12 protein-coding genes are annotated in these 16,715 nt (G+C 45.6%); 10 read left to right on the forward strand and 2 right to left on the reverse strand.

The annotated features are described in order from the left end of the window. Positions 1 to 5: 5 nt before the first annotated feature. Positions 6 to 932 (forward strand): L,D-transpeptidase family protein, encoded by a 927-nt coding sequence (locus IJ23_RS15435; RefSeq protein WP_081886423.1) that lies wholly within the window; start codon positions 6 to 8, stop codon positions 930 to 932. 26 nt (positions 933 to 958) lie between these two features. Here the strand turns inward: IJ23_RS15435 and IJ23_RS15440 are convergent, their stop codons facing one another. Further along, positions 959 to 1,213: an Lpp/OprI family alanine-zipper lipoprotein gene (locus IJ23_RS15440; RefSeq protein WP_005375145.1), complete on the reverse strand. Its 255-nt coding sequence runs from the start codon at positions 1,211 to 1,213 to the stop codon at positions 959 to 961. Positions 1,214 to 1,763: 550 nt separating this feature from the next. Here IJ23_RS15440 and IJ23_RS15445 point away from each other — a divergent pair. The 6 genes from IJ23_RS15445 (at position 1,764) to IJ23_RS15470 (ending at position 11,866) form a co-directional block, all read left to right on the forward strand. Next, the gene (locus IJ23_RS15445; protein WP_005383932.1) at positions 1,764 to 3,107 is read left to right on the forward strand and encodes a DEAD/DEAH box helicase; all 1,344 of its coding nucleotides are present in this window, start codon (positions 1,764 to 1,766) and stop codon (positions 3,105 to 3,107) included. A 324-nt stretch (positions 3,108 to 3,431) separates the two neighbouring features. Continuing rightward, a complete protein-coding gene (locus tag IJ23_RS15450) occupies positions 3,432 to 5,429 on the forward strand; it encodes a prolyl oligopeptidase family serine peptidase (protein WP_033906726.1) in 1,998 nt (665 codons plus the stop codon). Further along, positions 5,430 to 7,571, forward strand: coding sequence for a TonB-dependent hemoglobin/transferrin/lactoferrin family receptor (locus tag IJ23_RS15455; protein ID WP_033906727.1), 2,142 nt, complete (start codon positions 5,430 to 5,432; stop codon positions 7,569 to 7,571). A 9-nt stretch (positions 7,572 to 7,580) separates the two neighbouring features. Next, the gene (locus IJ23_RS15460) at positions 7,581 to 9,833 is read left to right on the forward strand and encodes a proprotein convertase P-domain-containing protein (RefSeq protein ID WP_033906728.1); all 2,253 of its coding nucleotides are present in this window, start codon (positions 7,581 to 7,583) and stop codon (positions 9,831 to 9,833) included. Between the two features lie 25 nt (positions 9,834 to 9,858). After that, on the forward strand, positions 9,859 to 11,292 hold the full coding sequence (locus tag IJ23_RS15465) for an Lcl domain-containing protein (RefSeq protein WP_033906729.1): 1,434 nt from the start codon (positions 9,859 to 9,861) through the stop codon (positions 11,290 to 11,292). 1 nt (position 11,293) lies between these two features. Then, positions 11,294 to 11,866, forward strand: a complete 573-nt coding sequence (locus IJ23_RS15470) for an Lcl C-terminal domain-containing protein (RefSeq protein ID WP_017820503.1) — start codon at positions 11,294 to 11,296, stop codon at positions 11,864 to 11,866. Between the two features lie 101 nt (positions 11,867 to 11,967). Here IJ23_RS15470 and IJ23_RS15475 read toward each other — a convergent pair whose 3' ends face one another. Further along, positions 11,968 to 13,611 carry a methyl-accepting chemotaxis protein gene (locus IJ23_RS15475; protein WP_033906731.1) on the reverse strand — a complete coding sequence of 548 codons (1,644 nt, stop codon included), beginning with the start codon at positions 13,609 to 13,611 and terminating at the stop codon, positions 11,968 to 11,970. 330 nt (positions 13,612 to 13,941) lie between these two features. Between IJ23_RS15475 and IJ23_RS15480 the strand changes: the two genes are divergently transcribed. The 3 genes from IJ23_RS15480 (at position 13,942) to pstA (ending at position 16,682) form a co-directional block, all read left to right on the forward strand. Next, complete coding sequence (locus IJ23_RS15480; RefSeq protein WP_005375153.1) at positions 13,942 to 14,763, forward strand: phosphate ABC transporter substrate-binding protein; 822 nt, start codon at positions 13,942 to 13,944, stop codon at positions 14,761 to 14,763. Positions 14,764 to 14,863: 100 nt separating this feature from the next. Continuing rightward, positions 14,864 to 15,796: a phosphate ABC transporter permease subunit PstC gene (pstC, locus tag IJ23_RS15485; RefSeq protein ID WP_005375154.1), complete on the forward strand. Its 933-nt coding sequence runs from the start codon at positions 14,864 to 14,866 to the stop codon at positions 15,794 to 15,796. 22 nt (positions 15,797 to 15,818) lie between these two features. Further along, positions 15,819 to 16,682: a phosphate ABC transporter permease PstA gene (pstA, locus tag IJ23_RS15490; RefSeq protein ID WP_005375155.1), complete on the forward strand. Its 864-nt coding sequence runs from the start codon at positions 15,819 to 15,821 to the stop codon at positions 16,680 to 16,682. The last annotated feature ends 33 nt before the right edge of the window (positions 16,683 to 16,715 follow it).

Consider the following 16,715-nt stretch of genomic DNA (forward strand, 5'->3'; position numbering starts at 1 on the left):
GTGAAATGCTTAGCAAAAAGCGATCAATGAGTTTCGCAAAACGTACCCTGCTATCTGTGTCGTTATCTTTAGTGAGTGGTCTATCATTCGCTAAGATGTACGAATTACCAGAGGATGGAAGCCGTTTAATTGGTCGCCTTGAAAACCACGTCGTTCAAGAAGGCGAAACCATGGCAAATATCGCTAAGCTCTACGATGTGGGTATGCTAGGTTTAATGGCCGCAAACAAAGGCGTGGATCCCTTCTTACCAGAAGAGGGGCATGTTCTTACTATTCCGACACAGCTAATCCTCCCAGACGTACCTTATAAAGGTATCGTTATTAATCTAGCCGAGCTGCGCTTATATTACTTTCCGAAAGGAGAGGATATTGTCCATGTATTTCCTGTCGGAATTGGCCGAATAGGGCGCGATACCCCAGTAATGACAACGCGTATCAGCCAAAAACGACCGAACCCTACATGGACTCCTCCAGCCTCTATTCGTGCCGAGTACAAAGCAAAGGGCATTGACCTACCAGCCGTTGTTCCTGCGGGGCCTGATAATCCACTTGGTATGTTTGCATTGCGTTTAGCTTACGGGAATGGCGAATACCTAATTCATGGTACCAACAAGGACTTTGGGATTGGTATGCGAGTCAGCGCGGGTTGTATTCGTATGGACCCAAGTGACATTGAGTGGTTATTTGACAAGGTTCGTAACGGCGAAGACGTTAACATCATTAACCTGCCTATCAAAATGACACTTGAGCCTGACAGAAGTGTGTTCTTAGAAGCACATGAGCCTTTGACTCGTAGTAATGGCGAGAAAGATGAACTCAAAGTGCCGAAAGAGTTAAAGTGGTGGCTGGATGAATTCGGTATGAAAAACGTGAAGGCTAAAGCAGCAATCGCTGCACAGAATGGGGTTCCTATCGAAATAACCGCGCCTTAACGGGCGTTAAGACGCGGTATTAAATCTTACTTAGTGTAAGACTGAGCGATGTTATCGATACGCTCGTTAGCACGCTCGGCTTCTTCTTGAGCAGCCATTGCTGCTGCGCCTGATTTTTGAACGTCAGATTGAAGAGCTTGTACGTCTTGGCTTAGTTGGCTAACTTGGTTGCTTAGTTCGTCTAATTTTGCTGCATTTGCTGTAGCTGCGTCATCAGAAGAAGCACAACCGGCTAGTAGAAGTACTGAAGTTGCTGCAGCTGCGATCAACGTTTTGTTCATATAAGAACTCCTTGCTTATAGTGAAAGTCTCGCCACTAACTATTATTTTATACAGTAGCGAGGTTAAATGTGGTTACATTTTATCAGTACATGATGTAGCAAAAGTCAAAAAAACCCAAGAATTTCATGGAGTACCTGACGTCAACTTTTACCTGAACTTAACAAAGTTTAACTACCTATCCTTTATTTCGTTCTCACAACAGTTTTCATAGCAGGTGTATTTGCCACGTTCCTGATATCAATAATTTAGACGATATTGACACAAATGAAAGTTTATTGGCCCAAATAACTGCTATTTAAGTCGTTTTGTTGATGGATAGAAGGCATATTTGAACGGCTTTTCTCTAAACTTCCTGTCCAGCTGCTCATCAAAAAGGCTAGTCTTTACTCTGAACTGAGCCACAAATGATGTTTTACCGTTACCACAGGGAATTAGTTTGTGTGATCTCTATCTATACTCCTATGATTTGCGGTATTATACCGAGCTTTATTTTTTTGCTGCGTTAGAGCGGAAACGACACTACAGAGCGCTCAGACGCTGACTGATTTATTGGAGAATACTTTGCAATTTAAAGATCTAGGCCTAGACAACCGATTGTTGAAGAACCTAAAACACTACGATTTTAAAAAAGCGACTGACATTCAGCAGCAGGCGATTCCTGTTGCGATTGCAGGCAAGGATCTATTGGCATCTTCGAAAACAGGTTCGGGCAAGACTTTGGCGTTTGTATTGCCAATGCTTCATAAGTCTTTAAAGACAAAATCGTTTTCTGCGAAAGACCCTCGCGCGGTAATCCTTGCTCCTACTCGTGAGCTAGCGAAACAAGTATATGGTGAGCTTCGTTCTATGCTAGCTGGCCTATCTTATGAAGCAGCACTGATTTTGGGTGGTGAGAACTTTAACGATCAGGTAAAAGCTCTGCGTCGTTACCCGAAATTTATCGTGGCGACACCAGGACGTTTGGCTGATCACTTAGATCATCGTTCGCTTTATCTGGATGGTTTGGAAACGCTGATTCTTGACGAAGCAGACCGTATGTTGGATTTGGGCTTTGCACCAGAGCTTCGTCGCATTCATAAAGCAGCCAAGCATCGTCGTCGTCAAACGTTGATGTTCTCTGCGACATTAGATCATGCAGACGTCAATGAAATCGCGGCTGAAATGCTCAATGCGCCAAAGCGTATTGCTATCGGCGTTTCTAACGAAGAACATAAAGATATTACGCAAAAATTTTACTTGTGTGATCACCTGGATCATAAAGAGGCAATTTTAGATCGTGTTCTTTCTGAGGCTGAATACCGTCAAGTTATTATCTTTACGGCAACGCGTGATGATACTGAGCGACTAACAGAAAAGCTAAACGAAAAGAAACTGAAGGCTGTAGCACTGAGTGGTAACTTGAACCAGACTCAACGTAACACCATTATGAGTCAGTTTGAGCGCGCAGTATTTAAGATCCTTGTAACGACTGATGTTGCTTCCCGCGGTTTGGATATTGCAACTGTGACACACGTCATCAACTTCGATATGCCAAAGCATACCGAAGAATACGTACACCGAGTTGGTCGTACTGGTCGTGCTGGAAATAAAGGGGATGCAATCTCTCTTGTTGGTCCAAAAGACTGGGATAGCTTTAAACGTGTAGAAGCATACCTACAACAAGATCTTGAGTTTTCAGTGTTCGAAGATTTGAAAGGTAAGTTTAAAGGCCTTAAGCCACCTAAACCAGATTTCCGCAATAAGAAAGCGACCGCAAAGAAAGCTCGCCCTCAAGCGAAAAAATCGGCGAAAAAACCAGCTAAGCGTGACAAGAGCTTCTACAAAAACGTATCTGTAGGTGATGATGTCTTCATCCCTAAGAAAAAACCAGCGGCACCGAGCTCTGAAGAGTAAAAGCTGCTGTAGTTTCCCATTGATTTTAGTTCTTAAAAATCCGAGTGTTCGCACTCGGATTTTTTATGTCTGTCGCTAGGTGAAATAGCGTCTTTCCATACTCACTCGTTTGTCAGCTTTTATATTTGTCTAGTTGTATATAAACAGCATAGAGCGCTAATTTAGGAAGTTATTAAGTTTTATTACCTCGGTCAAAGCAAACGTTTTTCCTCACACACTAGATAAAAATCTCACATGATCATGAAAATGATAATTGATCTCATTTTTATTTAAGGGCAGAATACGCGCCATTGTATTAATCCTATAAATGAATTCGCTCTCTATATGAAATTTACTCATGTTTTTTTAGGGCTCATAATTACCTCTAGTTCTGGCTTTGCTGCTGATGATTTCAACTGGCTTCGAGATGATGCTCGTAAAGATGAGCGAGTTCTTACCTACCTAACAGAACAAAACCACAAAACTGAACAGCACCAAAAAAGTTATCAGACGTTGACAAAAAACCTACTCACGCAGTGGGATACCATGGTGGCAGACAAAGGTGATAAGCCATGGTCGATCATGAGTGGAAGAGAGTGGACGCTAACGCGTCGCGATGGTCGTTACTTACTATTATCCCGTGCGAGTCAACATGCACCAGAAAACGTGGTGTTCGATTTCGATGAACGACAATCTGCGCATCAGTACTACCAACTTGGTCAATGGCAAGTGAATGGTGACACGCTCCTTTTCACGGAAGATATCGACGGTAGCGAACAATATCGTGCTGTGGTTGTTGATTTACTCTCCGGCCAATCTACGGAACTGGCGACGCACGTCGATAGTGGCGTATTGTTGTCACCTAACGGGAAAGTGGCATTCCTCGTTGCAAAAGAAAAGCGCACTCAGCGACCTCATCAGATCTTACGTATCTCCACTGAATCTTTGGCAAAAACAGTCCTATGGAATGAACCCAAGTCAGATTGGTTACTTTCTTTCTATCGTGCGGCAGATAGCCGTTATGCTGTGCTGCAAAGCAACAACGAGTCAACAACAGAGCAGAAGCTTGTCGATCTAGAAACGGGCACTGTCTCAGATTCATTGCGAAAGCCTGAAGTGGGTGTGGAATATTACGCGGATGTGGCGAAAGGTTACATTTATCTGAAAAGCAACTTTGAAGGAAAGTTCGCCCTTTACCAAGCCGAACTCGCACCGCTTGGCGCAACATGGCAACGCTTCACCAATCCTCGTGAGCCGCTTGAACAGTTCTACCTTTATGATGCAGGAGTTGTGGCACTTAGCAAGCCAAACAATGTGTCGACTTTGACGGTGTATTCTTACCAAGGTCAGGAAAAAGTGATACTGCCATTGGAACACGATGGTAATGTCGCTTGGCTAAGCACGTTGGGCGATTTTGAATCAAACAAAATTCGTATCCGAAGCATGTCGATGACTACGCCTCCTCAGTGGGAAGAGTTCGATGTAAAAACGCTGAATAAATCCTTGTACTCTCAAGATGCTTACCAAGACTTTGATAGTCAGCGTTATGTAACCCAACGTATTTTTATTAAGCACGACGGCGTTTCTGTCCCGGTCTCTTTGGCGTATCGCAAAGACAAATTGCACCCACAATCTCCTGTGTTGATTTACGGTTACGGCGCGTATGGTTTTACGATGAAACCGTACTTTATGCCTCAGGTTATCAGTTTACTCGACCAAGGTGTGATTTACGCTATCGCCCATGTCCGTGGCGGTGGGTACTTTGGCGATGAATGGCACGAGCAAGGCCGTGGTGTGCGAAAAGCCAATTCTATTGGTGATTTTGTCGCGGCCGCGAAGGCGCTGCAAACATTCGAACGTGGCAATAGAGAGGTTTTCGCCATCGGTTCTAGTGCTGGTGGTACGTTGGTGGCCGGAGCGGTTAATCAAGATCCTAAATTGTTTTCAGGTGTCGTACTTAAAGTGCCTTTTGTTGATGTGGTTGCAAGTATGTCGGATACCTCACTTCCGCTTACCACACAGCAGTATGGCGAATGGGGTAACCCAACCAAACCTGAACAATTGGCGTTAATGAAGGCGTACGATCCGATTCTCAATATCCATAAAAACGCTTACCCACCCATGTTGGTTCAAGTCGGTTTAATCGATCAGCGCGTGCCATATTGGGAAGGCGCAAAGTATCTCGCTAAAGTTTCAGCGTTAAGTGAGCGCAACGGGCCGTACTTGTTGCAAACTAATTTTAATTCGGGCCACCAAATGGACCCGCGACAAGCGCAAGAACAACAAGCAAAAGAATACGCATTTCTACTATCACTCATTAAAACATCTAAAGCGGAGCAGTAAATGAAGCTTACCCCAGTGTCAGCGGCAGTACTTTTGGTACTTGCTGCCAGTCAAGTGCACGCCGAATCTAAGGTTTTCTCAATGGAAGAGGTGGTGGTAACCGCCAATAAAATCGATCAGCCATTGTCAAAAGTGGCAGGTAGTGTCGCGGTTATCACAAACGAGCAAATCGAAGAAAGAGGCGAGACCGAGCTATATGACGTGCTGCGTAACGAACCTGGTGTAAGCGTGACGGGCGGTGCAGGACGTCCGCAAAACATTACCATCCGTGGTATGACGGGTAACCGCATTATGATCGTTCGTGATGGCATTCGTTCTGCGGATGGCTTCGGTGCGAATGACATTAATGATGCAGTTGGGCGAGATACTTTTGATTTATCCAATTTTGAATCGCTGCAAATCATTAAAGGGGCAAGTTCTTCGGTGCATGGCTCTGGCGCGATCGGCGGTGTGGTGATTTTAGAATCCAGTCAGCCGGGTGATTTCTTAAAAGACAAAGACTTCTACACCGATGTTTCCGGTACTTACACCGATATCAGCAACAAGTACAAAGGCACGAGTAATCTAGCTTTCCGTTCCGGTGACACAGAGAGTTTGTTTAACGTTTCATACTGGCAAGGACAAGAGACACGTAACTTTGATGAAGATTTGTATAACCGCGATCTCGATGGTTACAGCGGTGCTTATACGATCAACCACTTTTTCAATGAAGAGGTGATGTTGAAAGCCAAAGCGGAACTCTACACCCAGAACCAAGAGCGTTTGGAGGGTTCACCGTCCATTCAACCTGATGGAATTTGGCATATTGAAGACTTTGCTGAGGATGAAACCACAGAAGAGTACAGCGCTTATATTGGTGCAGAGGTGACTCCGATTAATCCAACTTGGTTCGAAGAGTTGGATACCAAAGTTTACTGGCGTCACACCGAAGTGGTGGAAGACACCAACCGTTTAATGCGCCAAGTGGATCACAATGGTTTGATCACCAAGCGTCGCGAGCTGGAACACAAAACCTTCATTGACGAAACAATTGGCTTCCGTGGCGATTTCACCAATACGATTTATGCAGCAAATGCTGAGCACCAATTGGCTTACGGTGTTGAGCTTTCTACAGACTATTACGAACGCACAGATAGCGACTCCAAGATTGATTGGAACGGAGTAACACCTTCGACCAAACAACCTTTCGCTCCTGCTCGTGCTTATAACATTGGTTTGTACGTTCGAGACATGGTGGAACTGGATAAATGGACCATCACAGGTGGCCTACGCTTTGATGCGCACCGTCTCACGCCAGACGGTGCGGGTGAAGTGGGCGGCTTCCCATTAAAAGACATGGATAGCTCAGAGGTATCTCCAAGCCTGTCGGTTTCTCGTGAAATGTTTGCCAACAACATTGCTTATGTATCTTATAACCATGGTTACCGTGCTCCGGAATACGATAAAGCGTATGGCTTCGTAAGCCACGACTTTGTGCCGCTCACGCCGTTTGTCATTGCACCAAACATGGATCTAGAAGCTGAAACTTCCGACTCATTTGAAATCGGTAACAAGTTCGATAACGGTCGTGCGTATGTCTATGCGTCTGTGTTCTACAACAAGTTTGAAAACTTCATCGATGTTGTGACCACAGGCTTTGATTCAAGCACTGGTAATTACATCAAACAGTACCAAAACCTTGATGGCGTAGAGACTTATGGCGCAGAGCTTTCTGCGGGTTACGCGCTCACCAAACAATGGGATATCAGCACTAAGTTTGGCTACGTAGATGGCAAAGACGCGGAAGGCGAATACGTTCGAAGCATTACGCCATTCGAAGGTAACGCTCAACTGAAATACGCCAACCAAGACTTCAACGCTTACGTGGCTTGGAACTGGGCCGCTGCCATGGATCGCGTTCCTAAATGCCAGACCACGCTTGGTCTAGCGACAGAGTGTGCTCAGACAAGCGCGTGGAATACGTTTGATCTTGGCGCAACTTACTACGTTTCCAAAGACCTTCGTGTTAGCGCAAACATCGTCAACTTGTTCGACAAAGAGTACATCCGATACCAGGACGTAGCGGGTATCGCTGAGGAAAGTAAGCGTTACTCAACTGAGCCTGGGCGCTACTTCACGCTAAATGCAAAATACGAATTCTAGGACGAAATCATGAAGCTAAAACCATTGGCGTTTTCACTACTTATTGCTTGTACCCCTGCGGCGCAGGCTGCAGAGTGGGATTATCCCGCAACGGACTCTGTGGTAACGAATGAAGCGCAAGCGAAAACTTATCTAGACAGCCACTACTCAGAAACGGGCGAGTTTAAGTTCCGTTACAAAACCCAGTCTCAGCTTGGTGAGCATTACAATTTTGATGTTTGGGTAAACGGTGAATATCAAGCACAGCGTGCCCTAGTAGTAACAACCGATAAAAATCATCACGTTGTGCGAGTGTTTAAGAGCCTTGAAGATACGATCATTCGCAACGGTAAACCAACGGTTGCAATGGAATTGGAATCGCCTCGCCAACTGCAAGCACAAGAGCCACCTGCTCTGAGCTCTGGAAGTCTGGTTGATGTTGAGGTTTCTTTATTCAACCCAGATCTTCGCACCATGCAACAGCAAGCGGCACCAGAATCGACGTGGTCAGCACTGTCCGATTACCCTCAGCCGATCGAGTACGTCACCAAGTCGATTGAGGTTTTAAAGTCGGGAGGTAAGTTCTATCTCTCTAACCCAAGATTAAAGCAAGTGGATGCGACGGGTTTATTTGCAGCCCCAGCACCTGGTGAAGCACCTGTGCTTGATACGTTGGACTTTCTCAGCGCAGAAGGAGTTCAAGCGTTTGACAGTGTTGATGAGATGCAAAGCACCGAGTTTGGTGACAATGCGTTCCCACAGTTGATGGCTTTTTATCATCTTGATAGCTCGATCCAATATCTGACAAGCCTGACTTACGACTTGTTTGACGAACCGCTTCGTTTTGACGCTCGCGGTTTATCAAAAGATAACTCTACTTACTATTACGGTCCGAAAGCACTCATGCTAGGTGTCGGTGGTGTTTCTCCGGATGCAGTTGATGCTGATGTGGTGATACACGAGCTTGGGCATGGCATTCATTACCAAATCGTACCGGATTGGGCGTACGGTCACACTGGTGCTATCGCAGAGGGTTTTGCTGATTACTGGGCGGGCAGCGCGAGCTACCGCATTCAATATTTGGATGCTTCGCGTCGTGGTCAAGAGTTCGAGCTAGATACGGTGTTCAACTGGGACGGTGTGTTCGGAACACGCAAAACAACTCGTAGCTTATGGAACCAAAGAGCACGTTACTTCGAAAGCTCAGAGTATCCAGCGCACGTCAGTGTGGGCGGTGAACTAGGTGACGAGCTATGGTCAACGCCGCTGTTTCAAGCGCTTAAAGCATCGGTTGAACGATACGGTGATGATACCGATAGGGTGTTCCGCGAGTTTGACGCCATTGTTCTTGAAGGCATGTACGGCATTGGTCGTGGCGTGAAAATGCATGATCTGGCGGAGTCGACCGTGTTTGCCGCAAACATCTTGTTCCCAAATAAAGACTACGCCCAATTCCTGACGGACAGCTTCAACAGACACAACTTACTTAAAGCGCCTCTTCGTGTTCGCTATGACGCTCGATACATCGCACAAGGTCAAGACGTTGGTTTGAGCCTGAGCCAAACTGGCCGTGAAGCGAGCATCAAAGGGCAATGGCAGCTAAACAACGCATCTGTTTTCGATTTTGATGAAACGCTTTCTGACTCGACCTCAATGAAGGTGGCGTTACCAAGCGGTCTAACATGTGGCACGCAATTCGATTCCTCTATTTCATTGGATTATCAATTTTCTGAAGGCCTAAAGACTCACCAGTGGAGTGAAAAGGTGGTGCTGGTTAATGGTACGCCAGAGCTCGATATCCAGCCTCAACCAGTGAACTCCGCTTTGCCGGAACAGGGCGACAGACTGTTCTCTCAGACGCTATCGGACAAGTCACGCACGATTGATGATTCGTTTGCGGTTTACCTGAACATCGAACATGACTCACTGCAAGATCTGCAAGTGACGCTAGTGTCTCCACAAGGCAAATCGGTCGTGCTACTTAGCCATCAATCAAGCAATACCAAAGGATTTAAAGGTTACTTCACCGCTCAGTATGACGAGGAGTTACAAGCACTTGTCGGTCAACCGAGTTGGGGTACTTGGCGTCTCGAAGTGTCTGACCGCGTGTCAGGGAACTCTGGGGTGTTGAAAGAGTGGGGTGTGAGTCACTTTGCTCAGTATCAGTGTAGTGCTGATACCACTAAAGAAAGCAGTGGCGGTGGTTCAGGTGGCAGTGGTTCGCCTTGGACCTTGTTAGGACTTTTCCTGCTTTCAATGGTGAGAGTGATTCGCTCTCGTTAATTAAAATCAAAAGAAGATAAAATCTATGAAGTTTCAATATTCTTTCGTTGCTATGTCACTAGCCCTTGCTGGCTGTGGCGGAGGTTCTGGTGGTGACACGTCGGCACCGACCTATGATGTAGCTGGCACCATCGTTTCTGCAGGTACACTTCTTGATACGCCAGTATGTATCGATTTAAACCAAAACTACGTTTGTGATTCCACTGAACCGAGTGCTAAAACGGATAATGCCGGTAAATTTAGCCTGACTTCAAGCGACAAAAACGTACTAACCAGCACCATTCTTGCTCAAGTTGATCAAGGTTCAAACCAAACGTTGCGTCTTGCGGCTCCGGGTCAAAATTTAGCAACGGGTAACACGGTCAATGGTGTAACAACGTTGCTCGCGGGTCTTGTAATTGACGGTAAAACCGTTGCTCAAGCTGAAGAGATTGTGAAAGCGCAACTCGCCGATGCCGGCGTTTCTCTTTCTGGTACGGTGATGTCTAACGCAGAAGCTAGCGAGCTAGACAAGCTAGAGCAAAACACGGTTGTGCTATTAGCTGCGATGCAACCAAAGCAAATGATCAAAGGCGTAGCGCTGCTTGCTCAAAATCTTAGCTTTCAAGGTAAATCGTTGGCCTCTGATCTTCTGTCTGAAGCGGAAGTAAGTGCATTTGCTGAAGAAATTGTAGCGGTTGCTGAACAAACGGTTGGTAGTAACGATACGGGCGCCGTTCTTTATTTTGCTGAAGGAGCAGCAGACGTTGCTGAGGTTCAAGCGTCTTACCCTGGTCAAGATGCAGAATACGGCTTCGACAAAGAGGACAAGCAAACGTCGACAGGCGCTGGCTTTAAGTTCGTTAAGCTAGATTCACAAGGTGCAGCTTTAGCTGCAGATGCGACTGAGTGGGCTTGTACTATGGACGAGCGTACTGGCCTTGTTTGGGAAAACAAGAGTGCGGATGCGAGCTCGGTTCAATTTAAAGATCGCCTATTTGCGTTTGAGTCTGAAACATTTAAGCCGTATTACGAAGATCTTGAAGTCGTTGGTTGTGTGGATGCTGCTGATGGCATCTGTTCAACAAGCCAATATGTTGAACATATAAACAAGCAATCACTATGTGGCATTAGTGACTGGCGCCTACCAACATACCAAGAGTTCTACGATGTTCTAGACTTAGGTGAGACAGAGAAAGACGCCGACGGCAATGTCTATGGTATGACGACAGCTTACTTCCCTCAACAGGGTAAAGGCAGCCCAGACGTTAATTCAGGTGCTATTTGGCTAAGTGATTTCACATTTAATAATTACTCTCCTGCTAACTACGAAGGTGCACTTCAATTTGCAGTGATTGCAGCGAAGGGCGCTGACCGTGGCCACGTAAGCTTTGTTGAAATTTATTCTGACAAAGTAGAGCGTGACACAGGCACGTCATTCCAATTCCCAATCCGTCTAGTAGCAGTAAAGGGCCAATAAGATGAAGAAATTAATAACTGTACTATCTCTTGCTTTGGCTTCTCAAACTGTAATGGCTGCACAAGAGTGTTCTACTGACTTTGCTAAAACGGCACCTAACACGCGTTATACATATTCTGAGAGCGGTACCGTAACTGACCTGAAAACAGGTCTAACATGGATGCGTTGTCCTGTTGGTTCAACGTGGAATACGGCAAACGAAGCTTGTGATGGCGCTGCGACTAAGATGTCATGGCAGTTAGCGCTATCAACCGCTGAGCAAATCCGCAATGAATCAGGTAATCATGCTTTATATGACTTCGCTGGCAAAAAGAATTGGCGCATACCAAACATTAAGGAGTTAGTCGCGTTGACAGAACGTGCTTGCCATAGCCCTGCGATGAACGGCACTGCATTCGCAAGTGGCTACACGCTAGAGGTGGGTGACTATGCTGGTTACATCTGGAGTAACACACCAAACGGTGATGGCTCAAACGTTATGGTGTTTGATTCATTTAATGGTGAGGTTTACAACTGGAACCCACTAGAGTCAACGAACATTTCCTCTGTTCTGCTGGTTACTGACGAGGAGTAATCACCCCGTTGGATTTTCACGAATCCAGATGTTAATAAGCTCCGCCAGTGCGGAGCTTTTTCTTTTCTAACCTTTGGAACTTATCGTGTTGAGCAGAGTATTTAAACTTGGAACTGCTTAAGCTGATGTTTTTGGTTTTCTGCTAAACCAGACAACTCTTGCGCTGCCGCGGCGGATTGAGTGATACCAGTTACTTTCTGGCTCACTAGTTCATAGATGTTCGTTAAGTTGTTGTTGATATCAGCCGTGACCTGTTTCTGCTCTTCTGATGCGGTTGCAACTTGAGTGTTGATTGAGTTCAGATCGGCGATAGCATTACTGATATTAGCAAGTGATTGGCTAACTTCTTGTGTCAGAGCTTGGTTGTCTGACAACATGGCTAAGCTGGAATGCATACTTTCATTTGCGTGACCAGATTGTTGCTGTAGCTCTTCTATAATGGTTTGGATCTCTTTGGTGGACTCCTGAGTTCGTGCTGCCAGCATACGTACTTCATCGGCGACTACCGCAAAGCCTCTGCCACTTTCGCCCGCCCGTGCAGCTTCAATCGCTGCATTCAGTGCAAGTAGATTCGTTTGCTCAGAAATACCTTCAATCACTTCGATCACGCGACCAATGTGTTCTGATTGATCTTTTAGTGAAGTCACGACGGCAGCGGCTTCGTTAAGTTGTTCCGCCATCTTTTCACTTGCGCGAGTGCTTTCCCCAAACATGCTTATACTTTGTGAGGTTAACGTACGTGCTTGATTTGATGCACTATCGGCTTCTTGTGCATTGGTCGATACTTCAGCTGCGGTCGACTCTAGCTGATTGATCGCCGAGGCTACTTGCTCAACTTCTTGCTTTTCTTGATCCGAGTTGACGCTGCTTTGAGTCATAACAGTTGCTAACTCGGTTGATGCTGATGCCACATCTTCACTAATGCGAACCAATGCGCTTACAGTTTCACGCAGTTTTTCTATGGTCTGGTTTACATCTCGAGCCAGCTGAGACACTTCGTTTTTCCCGATGGCTTCGGCCTTAACTAGTAGGTTTCCCTTCGCGACTTCCTGCATCGTTACTTGAAGGTTACGAACCGGCGCAACGATGTAGCTGGCGAGTACCCAACTAATAAGTGAAGCGGCACTCAAGATCACCGCAAGCGAGACGGCGCTGTAAGTTAGCGTGGTTGAATGTTGTTCGCCATTCGTTTCGACTTCATCGGTGACGATTTGATTCAATTGTTTAGATAGTTTGTCGATGGCGTTGATCATCGCTTCGCCAGCTAATCGATACTCAGCCATTGCATATTCGTACTTTTGATTGAAATCAGAGGTGGTGTAATCAGAAGAGTGTTTAGTGGTGAGCAGAGGTGTCATGGTAACGCGAGTGAAATCAACATAGTGATTCATGGCCTTACGCATAGCATTGACTTCATTTTGAACGCCAGGGAGATGGTCGATGGAGTTAAGAAAATCTCGGTTTTTGTTTTGTCGCTCAGAAAGCTCTTGGTTGAGAGACTGAACATCTTCGGCTCTAAATAGACTATAAATGGCTTTGATGCGCATGGCGTAAGTGTTGTCTACGATGCCGCTAAGTTCCTCTTTGTGAATGATTAGCTTATGGGTGGAAGCCGAAACCTTATTGAATGCTTGATCGAGTTTACCGATTCCGACACTCAGTCCAATGATGAGTAATATAACTGTGAATAGAACAGGCAGAAAAACCTGAAGTTTAATAGAAAGCGTACTAAGAAATTGACGCATGAGATTGACCCTCTATCGGTTTGATTATTATCTTTTTTATAAATAAGCATTTCGATTTTAATTGTTATATTTGCCAAATCAATGAGTTACTCATATCTAATTGTTATGAAATGTACCAAAATCGATGGGGTTATCATCTTGAACATGAGGCAACTTATAAAAACGTTACGTTCAAATTGAGAGAGGGATAAGTCGCGGAATTAATAGTTAGAAATGACAACGTGTCATAGAGGGTTCAACTAAGTGAAACACAACTGTCATATTCAAATTCTAAAGTGAGCACCGTTCAAGTGAAACACAACGGCAATAAAGCCACTTAAGGAAATTGTGATGAAAAAGACAGTAATCGGTGCAATCGCACTTCTAGGCGCAATGGCAGTGACTCCTGTTTCTGCTAAAGAAACTATCTCTGCAGTGGGTTCTAGCAGCGTAACTCCACTGATGGAAGTTTTCTCTGAAACGTACATGAAGAAGAACCCTAACGTATTTATCGAAGTTCAAGGTCCTGGTTCTTCAGCTGGTGTAAAAGCAGCGAAAAATGGTTCAGCAGACCTTGGTATGTCTTCTCGTAATCTAAAAGACTCTGAAAAAGAATCAACACTAATCGAAGAAGTGGTTGCTCGTGATGGTATCGCAGTGGTTGTTAACCCACAAAACAAACTGCCAGGTCTAACAGCCGAGCAAGTGACTGCAATCTACAAAGGCGAAGTATCAAACTGGAAAGAAGTCGGTGGTGCAGACAAGCCAATCGTAGCCATTACTCGTGACACGGCTTCTGGTACTCGTGGCGCATTTGAAGACATCATGTCTCTAAAAATGAAGATTTCTGGTAAGAAGGTATCAGCTATCTCTCAACGTGCTCAAGTTGCAAACGGTAACGGCGCACTGAAAACAATGGTTGCATCTAACCCATACGCAATCGGCTACATTTCTCTTGGTACTGTAGACAACACTGTTAATGCGCTAGCAATCGACGGCGTTGATGCAACGGTAGCTAACGTTAAAAACGGTTCTTACAAAGTAGCGCGTCCATTCCTTGTTCTTTACAAAGAAGGCAAGCCATCAACAGAAACGCAAAAATTCCTAGACTGGATGCTAACTGACGAAGCGCAAGCGCTAGTTGACCAAAAAGGTTACATCTCAGTTAACTAATCCCATCGGGACTCTAAAGTTTGCTCAGCCCAACGTTTCGGGCTGAGCCTTTTCTATCCATTGTGTTCAACGGCATTGCCCAGAACCGTGAGATTTTTAAATGACCATCGCAACAAATAGTGAAAAGCTTATGAATACTGACGCTAGAGCTATCAGCAAGTCAGGCCTACGCGAGAAGCGTCGTGTAGACTGGAAAGAGCGCATCTTCCACGGCTTGTTCCTAACGAGTGCCGTAATCGGCATTGTTTCATTGGCCGTTATTGCATACTTCATCGTTCGAGAGAGTATTCCGGCATTCCAAGAAGCAGGCGTATCGGGCATTGTCTTAGGACAAAACTGGTTACCACCTGCGCTTTACGGTGTCGCCACCATGATTGTGGCATCTATCGTATCGACGGCTGGTGCTGTCATTGTTGGGGTTCCAATTGGTGTTCTGACCGCCATTTTTATCGCTGAAATCGCACCAAAGCGATTAGCAGACATCATCCGTCCAGCGGTTGAGCTGCTAGCCGGTATTCCTTCAGTGGTCTACGGTTTCTTCGGTCTGGTTATTATCGTTCCATTGATTCAGAAGGTATTTGATGTACCTGCAGGTAATACTATCCTTGCCGGTATCATTGTTCTTGGTGTGATGATTCTACCAACGGTAATTACGGTATCTGAAACGTCTATCCGCGCTGTCCCTCGTACTTATAAAGAAGGTTCTTTGGCACTGGGCGCATCGAAAATCTACACCATCTTTAAGTTGCTCGTTCCAGCGGCTCGCTCAGGCATCATGACAGGTGTGATACTGGGTATCGGTCGTGCGTTGGGTGAGACCATGGCGATTATCATGGTTATGGGTAACGCGCCGGCAATGCCAGAAGGCATCCTTGATTCGGCTCGTACACTAACTGCAAACATCGCTATTGAAATGTCTTACGCAAGTGGTGTTCACGCGAACGCACTTTACGCTACAGGTGTAGTACTTCTGGTCTTCATCATGTCGTTGAACGCTGTACTACTGTACCTAAACCGAGAAAAAGCGAAGTAATCGCTCGTTAAAGGTGACTTTTATGGATCGCACAAAACTGAAAAAAGCACGCCAGTTCAAAGATAATGTCTTTAACGCATTTGTCTGGATCTCGGCAGCACTAACGGTAGGTTTTTTGTTCTGGATTATCTGGTACATCCTATCAAACGGTCTACAACACGTAGATTGGAACTTCATTACTGATAACTATACGCGCACAGGTGAAGAGCACGGTATCTTCCCAATGATTGTGGCGACCATTTACATGGTTATCGCTTCTATCGCAGTGGCAGCGCCACTCGGTATCATGACGGCAATCTACTTGACCGAATACGCGAAAGTGGGCAGTCGTTTGGTGAAAATCATCCGATTCTGTACCGAGTCATTGGCGGGTATCCCGTCGATCATTTTCGGCCTGTTTGGTATGACTTTCTTCGTGGCGATTCTTGGCCTTGGCTTCTCGATTCTATCGGGTGCATTGACGCTAAGTATCCTAATCCTGCCAGTGATCATCCGTACAACGGAAGAAGCGCTGATGGCAGTGCCACAAACTTACCGTGAAGGCTCTTATGGCCTCGGTGCTTCTAAGATTTACACTATCTGGCGTTTGATTCTTCCAAGCGCAATGCCAGGTATCTTAACCTCGGTCATTCTAAGTATTGGTCGTGTCATTGGTGAGTCTGCTCCAGTATTCCTGACAGCAGGTATGGTTGCACGTATTCCGGATTCTTTATTGGATTCAGGTCGTACGCTAACCGTTCACCTATACAAACTGACTACCGAACTGTTTACCGTTGAAGAATGGAATCAGGCTTACGGTACGGCAACAGTGCTTATCGTAGTTGTTCTCTTGATCAACATGGTAACGAAACTGATTGCTAGACGTTTTAACACCGCAACTTACTAACAACACTAATTAAGAACGCACGTTAAAAGACAC

Source organism: Vibrio sp. OY15 (assembly GCF_000742455.1).
Lineage (GTDB): Bacteria > Pseudomonadota > Gammaproteobacteria > Enterobacterales > Vibrionaceae > Vibrio > Vibrio alginolyticus.

Bases quoted from the DNA above. Each gene is read 5' to 3' on its own strand.
- IJ23_RS15460 (WP_033906728.1), top strand. From the start codon at position 7,581: ATGAAGCTAAAACCATTGGCGTTTTCACTACTTATTGCTTGTACCCCT.
- IJ23_RS15450 (WP_033906726.1), top strand. From the start codon at position 3,432: ATGAAATTTACTCATGTTTTTTTAGGGCTCATAATTACCTCTAGTTCT.
- IJ23_RS15475 (WP_033906731.1), bottom strand. From the start codon at position 13,611: ATGCGTCAATTTCTTAGTACGCTTTCTATTAAACTTCAGGTTTTTCTG.
- IJ23_RS15440 (WP_005375145.1), bottom strand. From the start codon at position 1,213: ATGAACAAAACGTTGATCGCAGCTGCAGCAACTTCAGTACTTCTACTA.
- IJ23_RS15465 (WP_033906729.1), top strand. From the start codon at position 9,859: ATGAAGTTTCAATATTCTTTCGTTGCTATGTCACTAGCCCTTGCTGGC.
- IJ23_RS15455 (WP_033906727.1), top strand. From the start codon at position 5,430: ATGAAGCTTACCCCAGTGTCAGCGGCAGTACTTTTGGTACTTGCTGCC.
- pstA (WP_005375155.1), top strand. From the start codon at position 15,819: ATGGATCGCACAAAACTGAAAAAAGCACGCCAGTTCAAAGATAATGTC.
- pstC (WP_005375154.1), top strand. From the start codon at position 14,864: ATGACCATCGCAACAAATAGTGAAAAGCTTATGAATACTGACGCTAGA.
- IJ23_RS15470 (WP_017820503.1), top strand. From the start codon at position 11,294: ATGAAGAAATTAATAACTGTACTATCTCTTGCTTTGGCTTCTCAAACT.
- IJ23_RS15480 (WP_005375153.1), top strand. From the start codon at position 13,942: ATGAAAAAGACAGTAATCGGTGCAATCGCACTTCTAGGCGCAATGGCA.
- IJ23_RS15435 (WP_081886423.1), top strand. From the start codon at position 6: ATGCTTAGCAAAAAGCGATCAATGAGTTTCGCAAAACGTACCCTGCTA.